The sequence below is a fragment of the Irregularibacter muris genome, from assembly GCF_024622505.1.
GTDB lineage: Bacteria > Bacillota > Clostridia > Eubacteriales > Garciellaceae > Irregularibacter > Irregularibacter muris.
On the sequence record NZ_JANKAS010000005.1, the window covers coordinates 140,551 to 156,024 of the forward strand.

At 34.5% G+C, this 15,474-nt stretch carries 17 protein-coding genes and 2 pseudogenes; 2 read left to right on the plus strand and 17 right to left on the minus strand.

Going from position 1 to position 15,474, the window contains the following annotated elements:
* Positions 1-344: 344 nt before the first annotated feature.
* A complete protein-coding gene (locus NSA47_RS07620) occupies positions 345-1,817 on the minus strand; it encodes a DUF2812 domain-containing protein (RefSeq protein ID WP_257530597.1) in 1,473 nt (490 codons plus the stop codon).
* A complete protein-coding gene (locus NSA47_RS07625; RefSeq protein ID WP_257530598.1) occupies positions 1,807-2,133 on the minus strand; it encodes a PadR family transcriptional regulator in 327 nt (108 codons plus the stop codon). The genes NSA47_RS07620 and NSA47_RS07625 overlap by 11 nt, the downstream gene beginning before the upstream one ends.
* A 404-nt stretch (positions 2,134-2,537) precedes the next feature.
* Here NSA47_RS07625 and NSA47_RS07630 point away from each other — a divergent pair, with 404 nt between their 5' ends.
* Positions 2,538-3,446, plus strand: a complete 909-nt coding sequence (locus NSA47_RS07630; protein ID WP_257530600.1) for a YihY/virulence factor BrkB family protein — start codon at positions 2,538-2,540, stop codon at positions 3,444-3,446.
* Positions 3,447-3,574: 128 nt separating this feature from the next.
* Here NSA47_RS07630 and NSA47_RS07635 read toward each other — a convergent pair whose 3' ends face one another.
* A complete protein-coding gene (locus NSA47_RS07635; RefSeq protein WP_257530602.1) occupies positions 3,575-4,081 on the minus strand; it encodes a GNAT family N-acetyltransferase in 507 nt (168 codons plus the stop codon).
* A gap of 327 nt (positions 4,082-4,408) precedes the next feature.
* Here NSA47_RS07635 and NSA47_RS07640 point away from each other — a divergent pair, with 327 nt between their 5' ends.
* Complete coding sequence (locus NSA47_RS07640; RefSeq protein ID WP_257530604.1) at positions 4,409-4,990, plus strand: GNAT family N-acetyltransferase; 582 nt, start codon at positions 4,409-4,411, stop codon at positions 4,988-4,990.
* Positions 4,991-5,129: 139 nt separating this feature from the next.
* On the opposite strand, the gene NSA47_RS07645 is transcribed toward NSA47_RS07640, so the two are convergent.
* From NSA47_RS07645 to NSA47_RS07705, 14 genes and pseudogenes are all read right to left on the minus strand, one after another.
* Positions 5,130-6,473 carry a CCA tRNA nucleotidyltransferase gene (locus NSA47_RS07645; RefSeq protein ID WP_257530606.1) on the minus strand — a complete coding sequence of 448 codons (1,344 nt, stop codon included), beginning with the start codon at positions 6,471-6,473 and terminating at the stop codon, positions 5,130-5,132.
* A gap of 38 nt (positions 6,474-6,511) precedes the next feature.
* On the minus strand, positions 6,512-6,673 hold the full coding sequence (locus NSA47_RS07650; RefSeq protein WP_257530608.1) for a hypothetical protein: 162 nt from the start codon (positions 6,671-6,673) through the stop codon (positions 6,512-6,514).
* A 104-nt stretch (positions 6,674-6,777) separates the two neighbouring features.
* Positions 6,778-7,644 carry an MBL fold metallo-hydrolase gene (locus NSA47_RS07655; protein WP_257530610.1) on the minus strand — a complete coding sequence of 289 codons (867 nt, stop codon included), beginning with the start codon at positions 7,642-7,644 and terminating at the stop codon, positions 6,778-6,780.
* Between the two features lie 70 nt (positions 7,645-7,714).
* Complete coding sequence (locus NSA47_RS07660; RefSeq protein WP_257530612.1) at positions 7,715-8,188, minus strand: sporulation membrane protein YtrI; 474 nt, start codon at positions 8,186-8,188, stop codon at positions 7,715-7,717.
* Positions 8,176-8,514 (minus strand): YtrH family sporulation protein, encoded by a 339-nt coding sequence (locus NSA47_RS07665; protein ID WP_257530614.1) that lies wholly within the window; start codon positions 8,512-8,514, stop codon positions 8,176-8,178. Before NSA47_RS07665 ends, NSA47_RS07660 begins: the two co-directional genes overlap by 13 nt.
* Positions 8,515-8,666: 152 nt before the next feature.
* Positions 8,667-9,119 (minus strand): YbaK/EbsC family protein, encoded by a 453-nt coding sequence (locus NSA47_RS07670; protein WP_257530616.1) that lies wholly within the window; start codon positions 9,117-9,119, stop codon positions 8,667-8,669.
* A gap of 96 nt (positions 9,120-9,215) precedes the next feature.
* Complete coding sequence (gene tnpB / locus NSA47_RS07675; protein WP_257530618.1) at positions 9,216-10,343, minus strand: IS200/IS605 family element RNA-guided endonuclease TnpB; 1,128 nt, start codon at positions 10,341-10,343, stop codon at positions 9,216-9,218.
* 20 nt (positions 10,344-10,363) lie between these two features.
* A pseudogene (locus NSA47_RS07680) lies at positions 10,364-10,582 on the minus strand (transposase).
* Between the two features lie 228 nt (positions 10,583-10,810).
* Positions 10,811-11,125 (minus strand): annotated as a pseudogene (locus NSA47_RS07685) (Spx/MgsR family RNA polymerase-binding regulatory protein); the annotation flags it as partial.
* Positions 11,126-11,216: 91 nt separating this feature from the next.
* On the minus strand, positions 11,217-11,687 hold the full coding sequence (locus tag NSA47_RS07690; protein ID WP_257530622.1) for a GNAT family N-acetyltransferase: 471 nt from the start codon (positions 11,685-11,687) through the stop codon (positions 11,217-11,219).
* A gap of 230 nt (positions 11,688-11,917) precedes the next feature.
* Positions 11,918-12,067: a MerR family transcriptional regulator gene (locus NSA47_RS15495; RefSeq protein WP_373370313.1), complete on the minus strand. Its 150-nt coding sequence runs from the start codon at positions 12,065-12,067 to the stop codon at positions 11,918-11,920.
* A gap of 433 nt (positions 12,068-12,500) precedes the next feature.
* Positions 12,501-12,728 carry a heavy-metal-associated domain-containing protein gene (locus NSA47_RS07695; protein WP_257530624.1) on the minus strand — a complete coding sequence of 76 codons (228 nt, stop codon included), beginning with the start codon at positions 12,726-12,728 and terminating at the stop codon, positions 12,501-12,503.
* A gap of 124 nt (positions 12,729-12,852) precedes the next feature.
* A complete protein-coding gene (locus NSA47_RS07700; protein ID WP_257530626.1) occupies positions 12,853-14,706 on the minus strand; it encodes a heavy metal translocating P-type ATPase in 1,854 nt (617 codons plus the stop codon).
* A 70-nt stretch (positions 14,707-14,776) separates the two neighbouring features.
* A complete protein-coding gene (locus NSA47_RS07705; protein WP_257530628.1) occupies positions 14,777-15,070 on the minus strand; it encodes an iron-sulfur cluster repair di-iron protein, ric in 294 nt (97 codons plus the stop codon).
* Between the last annotated feature and the right edge of the window lie 404 nt (positions 15,071-15,474).

The following is a 15,474-nucleotide window of genomic DNA, read 5'->3' on the forward strand; positions in this document are numbered from 1 at the left end:
CGGGGTGGTATTTAATATTTTGTTAAAATTATATTTTTTCTGCTGCAAATATTTTATTGGGTCTAATATTACTTTCTCTATTTAATCCACCCTTACTAAAATCCTTAGTTTCCAAATTTATTGAATATGAATCTGTTTTCTTTCATTCTTTTATAATCTATATAACTCGTTATATCTTCTAACAGGTAAGGTGGCATTTTCTCTATTTTTTACTATAGCTTCTTTATCAATCATCTATAGGACACTCTCTTTTATACCGATATTGTATTATATTATTCAAAAGATCAACTTATGTTTGTATAATATGACAATGATAAAGGACAGTGCTCTATCATTTCATTGATTTATTCCCATCCCAATTTTTTCTTTGAAATTTCAATGACTTTAGGATCATCAAATTCCTTTCCAGATAAATAAAAAACTTCTTTTTCCTTTCTTAAAACAACAGTGGTTTTATCAAAGTTTAAATAATAACCTTCCTCTGCATTCCAAGCTTTCGGATCTATTTTTTCTATACTCCTAGCCTTTATTCTTTTTATGGATTCACGGATAGCCGTTTTGTTATCCTTTTCTTTTAGCTCTTCATAGTCTTTCATGCTAAGCCCTATATGGAATAAATCTGTCTCTCGAACATTTCCTTCTCCATAATAATGTTCTAATTCTGGATAGTATCTCCCCTCCATAGCCCTTTCTTCTTCTTTTTTATAGAGTCTGACCAATCTTTTCCCAAGATTCTCTGTCAAGGTTTGTGCATAGTGGGTTTCTAGGTGTCCTAAACCCTCTTGTATTGAGCTTTCTGAGAAATACTCGTAGGATCTAGGAACCAATATACTCCTATTTTTTAATAAGGTTCCTTCCTCTTCCCAAGAAACCTCTCCAAAATCACTATGGAGTAAAGTTTTATATTCTTCTTGCCTAGGTGCACTTTTTTCTTCTAATGGATCCAATATAGAAAACACCCCTAAACCGATAGGAATAATGATAGCTAAAATCATCATAACCACAAAGACTCCCTTTTTATAGCTTTTTGAATGGGAAGAAGGTTTAACAAACATCCTATAGAGCTGCCCTATCACCAATCCAATGGTAGCTGGAAGTATGGCAACTAACATTACCTTATTTCCTAAAAACAATCCGTTATATAGGATATATAAAAGAAACACAAATAAAATCAAAAATATATAAAGCAACCCTAAACTGATAGGGTAGAGTTTAGAATAACTATATCGGATACCTTTTCCTAACTCTATATTTCTTTCATTTATTTTCAGAAATTTTCTTAAATGAAAGAAGTCATAGAGTACAACCAAAAGAACAATAGGCATCATAGGAGTGAGGATTTGAGCCAAACCACTTTTCATAAAATGTAAACTGTGAATATCCCCTAGTTGAAACCACATTAGCAAAAGACCCATGGGAATAAGAAAATAATAGGATTTGATCTGCTTTCTTCCTATTTTCTCTAGCATGCGAAATTCTTCTTCCTTATCTGTATGAAGTTCTAAAGCCTCGAAGTCTTTTCTCTTATAATAAATATGAAGATCAAAGGACTTGGTACAATAATTCCATCCTACAGACTCACATACACTTTCAAATTCCTTTAATTCTTCCTTACTTTTTCTAGTAAAAGCGGTTTCCACCTCATAGGGAGATATGGAGAATTCTAATTCCTCCGGTTTTATCCTTCGGAAAATAAATATCGTCCCCATCAGAATTTTCTTTAGCATCCAACCTTTGGCCGCCATTTTTTCTAAATATCTTTCTATATCAGGATAGTTTGTGATATTGATATATTTTATTTGCATTTTATAGTTCATCTTCTCCACCTCCTAAGACTTTTTGAGCATCCTCTAGTAAAAATTCCAACCTTTTGATTTCCTCCTCTAACATTTGATTACCCAGGGAAGTGATCAAATAGGTTTTTTTATTCTCCTCCTCAGATATCATTTGAATGTATTCCTCTTCCTCAAATCGAGATAGTAGGGAGTATAAAGTACCAGGGCCTATTTTTACCCGCCCTTGGGTGAGCTTTTCTACATACTGCATGATTTCATATCCATGTCTTTTTTCTTTTAGACTCAAAAGCAAGTAAAACATGGGTTGGGTTAGCGTTCTATTATTCTTCTTAGCCATCCTTCCCCTCCTTATATCGAATGTCACTATATCGAGTATCGTTATAGTTCTTAGAGCTATTGTATATCGATGCTCGATATATGTCAAGAAAAAATAAAAAAGCAGGTTTCACATATACATCTGAATAAAAGCTTACCTCATACTAGATATCTAGGCCAAGTTCTTTCTACAGAAAGTTCCTAAAACAATATGGGTCCGTATGTATTAATTTTATGGGACAGGGGAAAAACGGGGATTATGCTGGGGGAGCTAAGGCATTGTATCAATCAGAAGACAATGGGGAAACATGGGAATGTATAGAAGACTAGAGGAATACTTCCTCTATATTTGTTTATAATCATTTTATGAAGGTATACATTTAATACCTTTTAAAATACCAATTTGAAAAAATAGGAGGAAGAATGATGCCTATAGTTCTCCAATGGTTGAGGAAAAAACATGAAAACAAAAAATGGTTTAAATATATTGAACAAATGATTTATCGTTATGGAGATGACGGGGTATCAGAAATAGGAGCCCAATTGACCTATTATTTAACCCTTTCTATCTTTCCCTTTCTTATCTTCTTTTTAAATATATTAAAATTAACTCCCTTAGCCGATATGGATGTCCTCTATAAACTACTAAGTCCTTTGCCTGATCAATCTAGAGAGATTATTGTAAATATAACCATAGGGATTCTTCAACAGGGCAGCATGGCCCTTATATCCTTCGGTGCCATTGGGAGTATCTGGTCCTCTTCCAATGGAATCATGTCCCTGATTAAGGCTGTCAATCGAGCCTATGATTTAGATGAGGATAGACCCTATATTAAACTAAGAATTTTGTCTATCCTTTTGACCCTTGGCTTAGTGCTTGCCTTAGTCATCTCCTTTGGTATTCTTATTTTAGGAGAGTTAATCTTTCATTGGATGATAGGAAGTGATCATTGGCTTTCCCTACTGGTATGGAAAATTTTTAAATTCCTCACTCCCTTTTTCGCCATGGTGGTGTTGTTTTCCCTATTATACAAATTTTCTCCTTCCATCAAAAAGGGAATTCGTATTAAATGGAGAGATACTTGGCTAGGATCAATTTTTGCAGCCTTAGGGATAATCTCAGCCTCCTTTATCTTTTCCTTCTATGTCAATAATTTTAGCAACTACTCTAGGATATACGGTAGTATTGGAGGCATTATTGTATTTTTGATTTGGCTGTATATAGCCAGTATTATCGTAGTATTGGGAGCTGAACTAAATGCTACCCGTCTAGCTTTAAAACCAGGAAATAAGATGGCAAGAATAATCGTTAAAGGCAATGAAAAAAATAAGTAGTGCCCCTATATCATGATCTCTCTAACCAAAACCAAAGGACGCATATAAAAAATACCTCCAAGTAGATAATCTAATTTTAATTAATTAGACTGTCTACTTTGGAAGTATCATATCAAGGTACTTACCTTTTATTCATCAAATTTATTGGCCAAACCTTCTAACTTTTCTTCATGTACTCTATATGTAGTCCACTCATCCATTGGAATTGCCCCCATTTGTTTGTAAAACTTAATGGAGGGTTCATTCCAATCCAAACAGCACCATTCCAATCTTCCACATTTTCTCTCTAGGGCTAACTTCCCAAGAAAGGAAAGCATGATTTCTCCAATACCCTTTCCTCTCATTTCAGGCTTAACATATAGGTCTTCCAGATAAATACCAGGTTTTCCTAGAAAAGTAGAAAAGTTATGGAAAAACAGTGCAAAGGCTACAGGCTTGTTCTCATATTCTCCTATAATAACTTCTGCTACTTTTCTTTCAAACAAAGATTCCCTTAAAAGTTCTGGAGTAGCTACCATCTCCTCTAACATTTTTTCATATTCTGCCAATTCCCTAATAAATTCATAGACAAGTTCTACATCATTTTCTTGGGCAAATCTTATTTTAAAGTTCTCTAGTTTGGTATCTATAAACATTTTTCCCCTTCTTTCTCTATAATTTCCTATCCATTTTATCCTTCACCCCCCGATAAAGTTGTGAGGGGTAGCCTGGCTATAGCTTATTTAATCATCAAGTCTTTTCTTTTCATTTCTTTAAATGGATATTATCATAAGATGGACAAGGATACAAAATCTTTCTCTATGGGATAAGATACCTACCCCTATTCTATTGGGAATTGGGAAGTAAAATATGTTAAAATGGAATTTGTGGGATGAAAGGTACAAAGAGAGTGTGAAGGGTATAATAACCATTTCATGGAATAAGTAGAAAGTATTTTTAAAATTTTAGAGGGAGAGGATTTTATGAAATACAGAAATGCTACATTAAAAGATATACCTGCTATTTCAGAATTACAACAGAAATACCATGTATCTACCATAAGCGAAGAGGACAAGCCCAGTGGCTTTGTGACAACTTTATTTACTGAAGATCAATTTAAAGAACTCATTGAAAAGGAAAATGGCGTTGCCATAGCTTGTGATGGAGACAAGGTTGTAGCTTATGCTATGGCGGCATCTTGGGAATATTGGTCGGCATGGCCTTTATTTCAACATATGATTAAAGACTTACCCAATACTACATATCTAGGACAAGTGCTTTCCACAGAAAATTCCTATCAATATGGCCCAGTTTGTATTGATAAAAAATATCGTGGTTCTGAAGTTTTACCTAATCTTTTTGAATTTTCCAGAAGGGAAATGAATAAAAAATATCCTATTTTGATCACCTTTATTAATTGTATCAATCCAAGATCCTATACTGCCCATAGGAAAAAACTTGGGCTTGATGTCATTAAAAATTTTGAATTCAATAATAACCAATATTATGAATTAGGATATGATACATCCAAAAAGACTCCGGGATCCAATTTAGAGAATCTCTAATTTAATCTATTGTGCTCACTGAACTCCCATATGCCTATGCTCCGTTATGGAAGTCCAACAAATAATCTATGTAAATGGGGGGCTATTTCACTTCCAATAAAAAAGTGAAATAGCCCCCCATGTTTTAGTGCAAGAGTGCTTATGAGTTTTTTCTAAACTTTTTCCTGGCTATTTGCAATAGTTTTTCCTTATCATTAAGCTGTGGATGATCTATTACCTGTTCCAATAGATCATCCAATATCTCCCCAATGATCTTCCCTGGAACATACCCTAGCTGAATGAGATCCTTGCCGTTGATTTTAAGCTGGCTTTTTTCATAGGCTTCTGCACTTTCTAAAATCCTTCTGATTTCCTTTTCCCTCTGGGTTAAAACATCCATCTTTATCTCCCCAGCCGAACATATTCTATCGGATTTTTGTAGGGTAATGAGTTGAAATATTCTGTCTTTGCCTACTCTTTTGATTAATCGCTTTAGTCCCTTATCCTTGTAATTAGCATATTGGGTCATATGTTCTCTAATGAGTATGGCTACACTATAGATAAGTTCATTAGGGCATTTCAGCCGTTGTAGGATTTTTTTTGCCTTCTCTGCCCCTACTTTATCATGACCATAGAAATGACCTATACCTTCTTTGTCCTGACTGAAGGTATCAGGTTTTCCTATATCGTGCAAAAGGGCTGCTAACCTTACCTCCAATATGGGTGGGCTATGATCCACTACACAGAGGATATGATCAAAGACATCTTTGTCATGGTGGGGATTGTGTTGTTCAAATCCTATGGTATCTACAAGTTCAGGTAGAATAACTTTTAATAAGTCTAAATCCTTTAATAAGTTTAACCCGTAGGAGGGCTTTTCAGATAGGAGTATTTTAAATAGCTCTTCCCTAATTCTTTCCATACTTATTTTTTGTAGTAAATAACCCATATCTTTACAGGCCCTATAGGTATTTACTTCTATGGTAAAGCCCAATTGGACTGCAAATCTAACTGCCCTCAGAATTCTAAGATGGTCTTCTTCAAAACGCTCTTTGGGATTTCCAACGCTTTTTATTCTTTTTTCTTGCAAATCTTCCCTTCCCTGAAAAGGGTCTACTAGACCTGTATTTGCATTATATGCCATTGCATTGACGGTGAAATCTCGACGTTTTAGATCCTCAACAAGATGATTTGAAAACATTACCTCCGAGGGTCTTCTTCCATCTAAATATTCACCTTCTACTCTATAAGTAGTGACTTCTAGATTGCCTTCTTTTTGCACCACAATAATGGTACCAAAGGCTTTTCCCACAGAAAGAGTCTTATATTCCTGAAACACTTCCTCTATTTCTTCAGGTCTTGCATTGGTGGTGACATCAAAGTCAGAGGGTGCTCTCCCCAAGATTAAGTCTCGGATACTTCCTCCTACTACAAAGGCTTCATAGTTTTTTTCTTCTAGTTTTTCAATCACATTTTTTACATAAGATGGTATATTAAATTTCATAATTTTCCTCCAGACCTCTATAGTAAAGATAGCTATTGTTATATTTCATAAGTAGATTTCTTCATAGTATCAAGCCTATTTCCCATGGTGTCAAATCTGTTTTCTATGGCTTCATACTTTTCACTTGTGGTCTTTTCCAAGGAGGGAATCTGTTTCTGAAGATTTTCTAAGATCATCAGAGTTTTTTCTTCATTATTCATCTCTATAATCTCTCTCTAGTTTTTATAATAAACTTGTTTAAATTATATCATAAAAAATAATTTCACTTAGTACTTTCCAACTTAAAAATCCTCTCTGCTATTATTTATATATTCTCTATAGTAAATAGATTTCCCGTGCGATTATTTTTAAATTTTTCTCCCAATTGCTCTCTGAGCATGGTCTCTCCATTTTTTCCTGTACAATGGCAGGCACCTACGACTTGGATATCCTTTTCTTGGATATATTGTATCACTCTATTTATTTTTTCTTCCTCTTCTGTGACCAAATGGGTGCCTCCTAGAAAGGTATGGATATTTTTATTGGTTCTTTGGATGACGGTATCTAGGATATTAACGATGCCCACATGGGAACAGCCTACTAAAAGGACGAACCCTTCTTTGGATGGTATTCCCAAAGAAATTTCATCAAGAAAAAGATCTTTTTTATATTTATTTTTCTCTTTGATGAACATGTTTTGGTTACTATTTTCAAATTCCTCATTTCTATGGAAATTGGTAAATGCAATAAGATTTTCTGTAATATTCATGCTATTCTCTTGGATATACTCTACCGGGATATGATTGCTCCTTAAAAAATCTTCATCAAAATCATTTCCTACATACTCATAATCTTCTTGATGCAAATTATATTTTTCATGAAAGAAGCCCTTGCCCACATATAGCTTGATCTTGGGATTGATCTCCTGGATCAATCTAACAAATCCCCCACTATGATCATAATGGCCATGACTGAGAATGGCATAGTCTAAATCCTTTAGATCAATATTCAATTTCTTTGCATTATCTATAAACTTTCCACTCTGACCTGTATCAAATAAGATGTTTTTTCCGTCTATTTCAATATACATGGATAATCCATGTTCAGTATTCAGTTCCTCTTTCCCACCAGATTTATTCTCTATTAATGTGGTTATGTTCATTTGGCTCACCTCTAGAATTAGTATTGCCAAATGGCTAAATTTTTCATCAGGTTTTTCCTATATAAAAGGTCCCATGAATGATCATGGAACCCCTGATAAGTTAAGATTTAGTTTCAATTCTTACATAAAGCTTTAATATCTCTGTTAAGATGAGCTTATCCATATATACTCTGTATTCTTTATCTTCTATTTTAAAAATTCTTTTATCAATCACTTCTACTAATATTTCTGTATCAATGGTTTTTATTTCTTTTCCAAATAATGCATTATATTTTTCTCTGATGGTTTTTTCAATGGTGATCTTGTCCATTTCATTCATTTCTTCCTCATGAATGAGCTCAATCTCGATGTCTTGAAGGACAATATTTTGGGCATTGATGGAGTCCTCTAATTTATTTAGCTTAATATCTTTTTCTTCTATAATATTTGTCAGGTTTTCTATTGTCTCATAATGTTTATCCATTCTATGGCTAATAAGAAGGGTGAAGGAAAGGGTACCTACTAAAATACCTATGAATAATCCTGTAGTAAAACTAATCATCCATCCAAGATTCTTCTTTTTTATTTTCCCCATAGTTCACTACACCTTTGAATAAGTCGAATAAAGCTATATCCTGCATTTGCTCCTAATAGTGCGATAAATATATAGATGATTTGTTTTATAAAGGCTTTTATTTCTCCCTCAAATAACCCTTTATCAAGTACAGAAAAGGAAGAAATACTCCCGCCCAGGGCTATGGCCATAGCCCATGTTTTAATGGAGCTTGCCATGTTCATCATGGCCCTGACCGGAGGAGTATCGGTGATAATTGCACTTATCCCGGCAAATAGACTCCCACCTAATACCACACCAAAAGCAATAAAAAAGATTTGCACTATGTTCATGATAAAATTAGGCATATGATCACATCCAATAGTAAAGTATATGATCGTGCCCAGGAGTTAATGATATTGTGTTAAGTTAGAAGTTTATTTAACTTTCACCCAGCGGTTTAAATTACTTCATTAGCTGGCTGCCTGATCTTTGTATGATGGGTTTATTCTCCTAGCTTTTATTCACTGCATATATCCACCCATATGCCCTTTGTGATTTCGGCTAGATAATCTACTCCCACTTTTACACAGGTATTGACTCCTCCTGCTGCAGGATAGACAAAGTCAAATGCTTTTAAGGATGTATCCAGATAGATATCTAAGGGCTTAATGAGTCCCAATGGACATACACCTCCCACTGGATGACCTGTGGCTTCTTCTATATCTTCCGCTTTAATAAATTTAGCTTTTTCTGTAAAGTAGTCTTTAAATTTTCGATTATCTATTCTTCCATCTCCTTTAACCACAATCAATATGTCCCTCTCCTTCAGCCTTAGAGCCATAGTCTTTGCGATCATGGCTGGTGCAATTCCTAAAGCTTCTGCTGCTAATTCCACTGTTGCAGTACTGGTATCCATCTCTATGAGATCTAGAGTGAACCTCTCACGACTAAAGTCGCGAGCTTCTAGCATCACTACTAGAGTTTCCTGCTTCTTGGACCGACCTTACTGCATCGCATTCTCCACAGGCGTTAATTCGGATAGTTCCTACCCTAGATTTATCATTTCTTATGCTGATGCTAATATTCTAAGTCCTTCTTGTAGTATATTCCTGCTAGCATTTATATCTCTATCGTGATGGCTCCCGCAATTCTTGCAAACCCATTCTCTAACCAAAAGATCCTTGGTTTCTATGTTCTTATATCCACACTCCGAACATAATTGACTTGATGGAAAGAATTTATCAATTTTGATATAATCTCTACCATACCAGTTTGCTTTATATTCTAGCTGTCTAGTAAATTCAGACCAAGATACATCGGATATTGCCTTTGCTAATTTGCGATTCTTAATCATTCCACTCACATTTAAATCTTCACTAACTACAATTTGGTTTTCATTAATAATCTGTGAAGATAGTTTATGTAAAAAATCTTTTCGGGTGTCTGATATCTTTTCGTGAAGCCTTGCTACCTTGACTCTCATCTTGCTTCTATTCTTACTTCCTTTTTGCTTCTTGGATAATTGCCTTTGTAGTTTAGTTAGTTTCCTTTCATATTTATATAGGTTTCTAGGATTAGAAATCTTGTTTCCATTGCTATCTATTAGAAAATCCCTAATACCTAAATCAACTCCTATGTTCTTATGGGTCTTAGGCAATTCTTTTATCCGGGTATCCACAAGAATACTCACAAAATGTCTCCCACTTGGACTTTGAGATACTGTTACAGACTTGATTTTTCCATCAAATTCCCTGTGGACTTTAGCTTCTACCCATTTTAGCTTTGGTAGTTTAATTCTGTTTTCTGCAAAGTTTACTTCTATATTCTTGTTTGTAAAGTTGGTTGTATAGCTAAATTGATTGCTATGCTTACTCTTGAATTTAGGAAATCCTGTTTTATCTCTTCCCTGTTTAATTCTTCTAAAGAAATTTTGATAAGCAGTATCTAAATGATAAACAGCATTGGTTAAGGCGAACTTATCTACTTCCTTGAGCCAGATAAATTCTTTCTTTAGCTCTCTATTTAAATGGTTATTACAATCTATTTTCGACAGAGTTTCTTTCTTCTCTTCGTACAGTTTTACCTTTTTATCTAAATAGTAGTTATACACAAACCTAGTACATCCAAAAGTTTTTGCTAATTGCTTTTTTTGCTCGTCCTTTGGATATATTCTATATTTATAGCTCTTTAGCACCAAAGTTCGCCCCACCTTTCCTATTTAGTTTTTTGATCTCTTACATACTCTCTTATTTGTTTTTCTGTGTTCTCTGATACAGTAGCTACAAAATAGCTAGGATTTCATTTCTAGTATTGTGAATTGATTGCTTTGGCTATTTGCTTTATTATTTCTTTAAGATTAGACTCTATCTTTCCTTGCAATATCTCATGCCTATACTTCGTACACCAGACGATATGATACTGGATAGTATAAATATATCCTCTTCCATAAGTAACCTTTCCCCTATGTCACCAACCTTTAGAAACATCATAACATATGGATTTATATCATTCTATACTGTATATGCTTTTTTAGCTCAATTTTTATCAACATATGTCCCCACTAACTCACGACTGAAGTCACGAGAATGCGTGGTGGCAGTTTCAATATGTTTTTTTACGCTTTCTATAGTCACTTTTTACAGCTCCCTTATCTCAAACTCTCTATTTGTTCAATATTTCTTCCCATTCCTCTTCTTTAAAACCTACTAAAACCTTATCTTCTCCTATTAAAATTGGTCTTTTCACTAGCATTCCATCGGTAGCTAATAGTTTTATTATTTCGTCCTGGGACATATTCTCTAATCTATCCTTCAATCCCAGTTCTCGATAGATTTTTCCTCTACTATTGAAATAATTCTTTATAGGGTAATGGCCTTTGTCTATCCAGCTTTTTAATTCTTCTTCTGTAGGATTTTCTGTTTTGATATTCCGCTCATGATAGGAAATACTGTGTTTATCTAGAAAACTTCTAGCTTTTTTACAAGTACTTCATCCCGTATAACAGATAAATAAGCAATCCATTTTTTGTTATCCTCCTTTGTGTAAATTCATCTTTTAAAGAACAAAACTAAAGTTCCTTTTTCATTTCAATAAATTCATATACACTTCCATTTGTTGCTTGTTCATAAATTTTTGTCTGCCTGAATCCAACTTTCTCATAAACTTTTTTTGCCCGGTGGTTAAATGAGGCAACACCCAATCGAATAATTTTAGCTGAATGATTTTTATAAATATAGTTAAGAATTTCTAGCAGAAATTTCTGTCCTAATCCCTTCCCTGTTAATTCTGGTTTTATCCCTAGACCCATATCTACAATATCATCACTATCTGAAGCTTTCTCTACAACAAAAAAACCAAATAACTTATTCTCTTTAATAACCTGAAAATAGTTATTCTTTCTTAGGTTTGGAGTAATTATTTCCTTATAATCCTCTGGATCAGAAGTCATATTGTAGAATTCATAAACCCCTGGATATTTCCATTCATTTGCAATGACCTCAGCATTATTCTGACTAAGTCTTTGAATATCAAAAGTCATAGTGTCCACTCCTTTCTCTTAGCCTTGTTAATGCATCAATAGTTTCATCTTTATACAGTCATCATCACCTCTAGTATTTTTCAAAGCCGGTCAGATAAAGATTCCTATTTTATTGTACCATATTCCTTCTCTATACTTCCTCAATGCAATCTCCTTATGATAATGGGAAAATTATTAAATAAGAATTAATTATTCTGTAGTTTATTTTTCATGTTACAAAGATTCAAATACTATAAGAATAATAAAGGACTATAGATAATCTTTTTTATTTTCCTTAGGAGAAAACCCAGTTCTTTAAAGAGCAAAATTTGTTGTAATGTTTTAAGGTTTTCTTCTAAGTATAGTCGATAGCCAGAGCGGATAATTTCTTTTGGAGTCACAATCCAATCTGGTCATAATGGTGCAGTGTACGAGTACTAATCTCGATTAAATCAACCACCTCTTTTACTCTCATTAACAGCTTTTAGCACCTCCTTCATTTAGTACTATAAAGCACTACGCTACGTAAGAGTCAATAAAAATACTATTTATAGAAGCTTCTTTGTCACTCAAGCTGTTAAAGACTTTTTTATTAGAGGCATAAAATGTAAATCGTAATATCAGATTTGTTTGAAAATATTCTTCATAGGTTACTCTATTTTTTGTACTTTTTAAATATTGCACTTAATTTTATAATTTATCATATAAAAAAGAAAAAAGTGTGGCAAGAACACCCCACCTTTTCTATTTAAAACCACCCCACCATTTATTAAATTTTCAATTTCACTTTTAAGGGGGGGCGGTTCATCTTGTACTACCTATGCCCTTTATCGCCTATTTTACTTTTGATTTTTGTACTTCATAACCTACTTTGGTAATTGCATTTTCGATATCATCGATTGAAATCTTATCTTCATCAAAGTCTAGTTTTGCTTTGCTTGAGTTAAATAATACTTTTACTGTATCTTTGTCAACACCCTCTAGTGCTTTCACTGCACCTTCAATTTTTTGCATGCATGATGGACATGCTAAAGCTTCTAATTGGATTGTTGCTGATTTCATTATTATCGTCTCCTCTCATTCATTTATTATTTTAAACTGAATTTCTTTTGAATCTTCTCTTCTCATTTAATTGTACCCTTTTTTATTTTGTAAAACCTTGATTTCAGTCAAGATTTCTTTTTTCTTATCTTCTTTGGCGGAAGCTTAGTAGTCTCATCCCATTAAGGATAACAACTAAGATACTGGCTTCATGGACTAACATACCGATTGACATATTCATCCATTGGCTAAAGAATACATTGGCTAGTAAGAATAATACAACACCTACAGCAATAATAATGTTTTGAAGCATATTTCTTGCCGTAGCTTTGGTGAGCCCAAGAGCATGGGGCAAGCGACTAAAGTCAGAGTTCATTAAGACAACATCAGATGTTTCAATGGCTACATCTGTACCACTTCCCATGGCAATACCAATATCAGCTAGTGCTAGGGAAGGACTGTCATTTACACCATCTCCAACAAAAGCAACAACTCGGCCTTCTTCTTTTATCTTCTTAACATATTCAGCTTTATCTCCAGGTAACATGTTTCCATAGGCCTTAGTTAAGCCTAGTTCACGGCTAACAACGTCAACTGTTCCTTGATTGTCACCAGAAAGCATAATAAGATTTTTTACTCCTAGGGCCTTTAGCCTTTGAAGATCTTCTTTCACCTCTGGTCGAATTTGATCTCGAACACCCATCATCACCTTCAATTGGCCATCAACAGAAGTCAATACAAGGGAATTTCCGTCTCTTTCCAAACGGGCTATATCGGCTTTGGCTTCTCCAGTCAGCTTTACATTTTCTTTTTCCATTAGGGCAACATTGCCAACAGCTATTCTATGGCCATCTACGTTGGCTACAATTCCGCCACCTTTAACGACTTCTGTATTTTCAACCGGTAAGAATGTAATTTCTCCGATTTCTTGCAAAACTGCTTTTGCTAGCGGGTGATCGGACTCTTGCTCAATACTTGCAAGAGAACGCAATACTTCGCTAGGATCATTTACATAATATCTTGTTTCTGAAACTGCTGGATTTCCTACAGTCAATGTGCCCGTTTTATCGAATACCATGGTGTCTATGCGGCTAAAATCATGAATGACTTCACTACCTTTTAGCAATACGCCGTGACGGGCTCCATTTCCAATGCCAGCAACGTTGGATACGGGTACCCCGATAACCAATGCACCAGGACAACCAAGAACTAAAATAGTAATGGCTAGTTCGATATCCTGTGAGATGAACCATACTATAAAGGACAGAACTAAAACAGCTGGTGTATAGTATTTGGAGAAGCGGTCGATAAAGCGTTCGGCTTCTGATTTTGAATCTTGAGCTTCTTCTACCAATTCAATGATTTTCCCAAAGGTTGTGTCTTCACCAACACGATCAGCAACAATTTTAAGGGTTCCGTTTTCTAAGATTGTACCGGCAAAAACTTTGGAATCTTTTTCTTTCCCCACAGGAACAGCTTCTCCTGTAATGCTTGCTTCATTAATATGACCCTCTCCGCTTAAAACTGTACCATCCACAGGCACTTTTGCCCCTGTTTTCACCAGTAAGATATCCCCTTCATCTACATCATCTACTTCTACTTCTTCAAACTCTCCCTTTTCCATTTGTTTTAGGGCACTCTCCGGTGCCATTTCAGTTAATTCTTTAATGGCAGACCGAGTTTGATTCAGTGTCCGTTGCTCTAAATAAGCACCAAATAAGAATAAGAAGGTAACAATTGCTGATTCCTCATAATTTTGAATCAAAAATGCCCCTAGAACAGCAATGGTAACTAAAACATCAATACTGACTACTTTTACTCGCAGGGCTTGATAGGCTTGAATGGCAATAGGTAATGCACCTAGAATGGAAGCGATAATCAATGCCCATTCAAAAATATCCATATTGCCTGTTGCCCACTTGGTGATAAAGGCAAAGGCAATCAAAATACCACTAATTAATGTGATCTGATTTTTCTTTCTTAAAATATACCGCTGCATACGCCTTCTTAACCCCCTATTCTACATTATTTCCTGGCTTTTCAGCTTTAATAAATAATAATCCTTCTCCTTATGCGTGATAGGCTTCATCTAATTCAGCTAGCATAGTGTATACCGCTTCATAGCTTTCACATACATCTCCTGGCACAGTATAGTTATCTGTGATTTCCCGTAACTGTTTAAATTCATGATTTAATTCTGGTTTTTTGGGCTCTGCTTCTTTTGCTTTTGTATAGATGTCGTCATACACTTTACGCACATCATGGAATTCAGGATGACTGCTGCCATGAACACGAGCTACTACCGGTACATATAATTCTAATCTTTCAAAATTTCTTTCTTTTGCTTCATTAAATCTTGTCATTATTTATTTCTCTCCTTTTTGTTTATTCTTTCTTAACTTTGTAACTATATTCTAGCATAGCTTTGTAAAATAAAAATTGATCTATATCACGTTCTATGATATTTATTCTTTTTATATTTATTCTTTTAAACTATCACTGAAAAATAGGTAGTGATGTGCATTCATCATCACCTATTTGAATTGATGGAAAAGAATAATTAGCAGGGTATTAACAAATCATCCATATGCTTGATAGCCTCTATATACAACGTATATGAAAAGAAACTATAATACTCTTTGACCTGCTCCCTGCCCAGTAGATCATGTATATAGCAAAAAAGGGGTGTAAATAAATCTGTGCCTAAGGAAGATTTATTTACACCCCTTTTATTCGCGTTTTTCTAGGATAACTAATTATAAAAAAT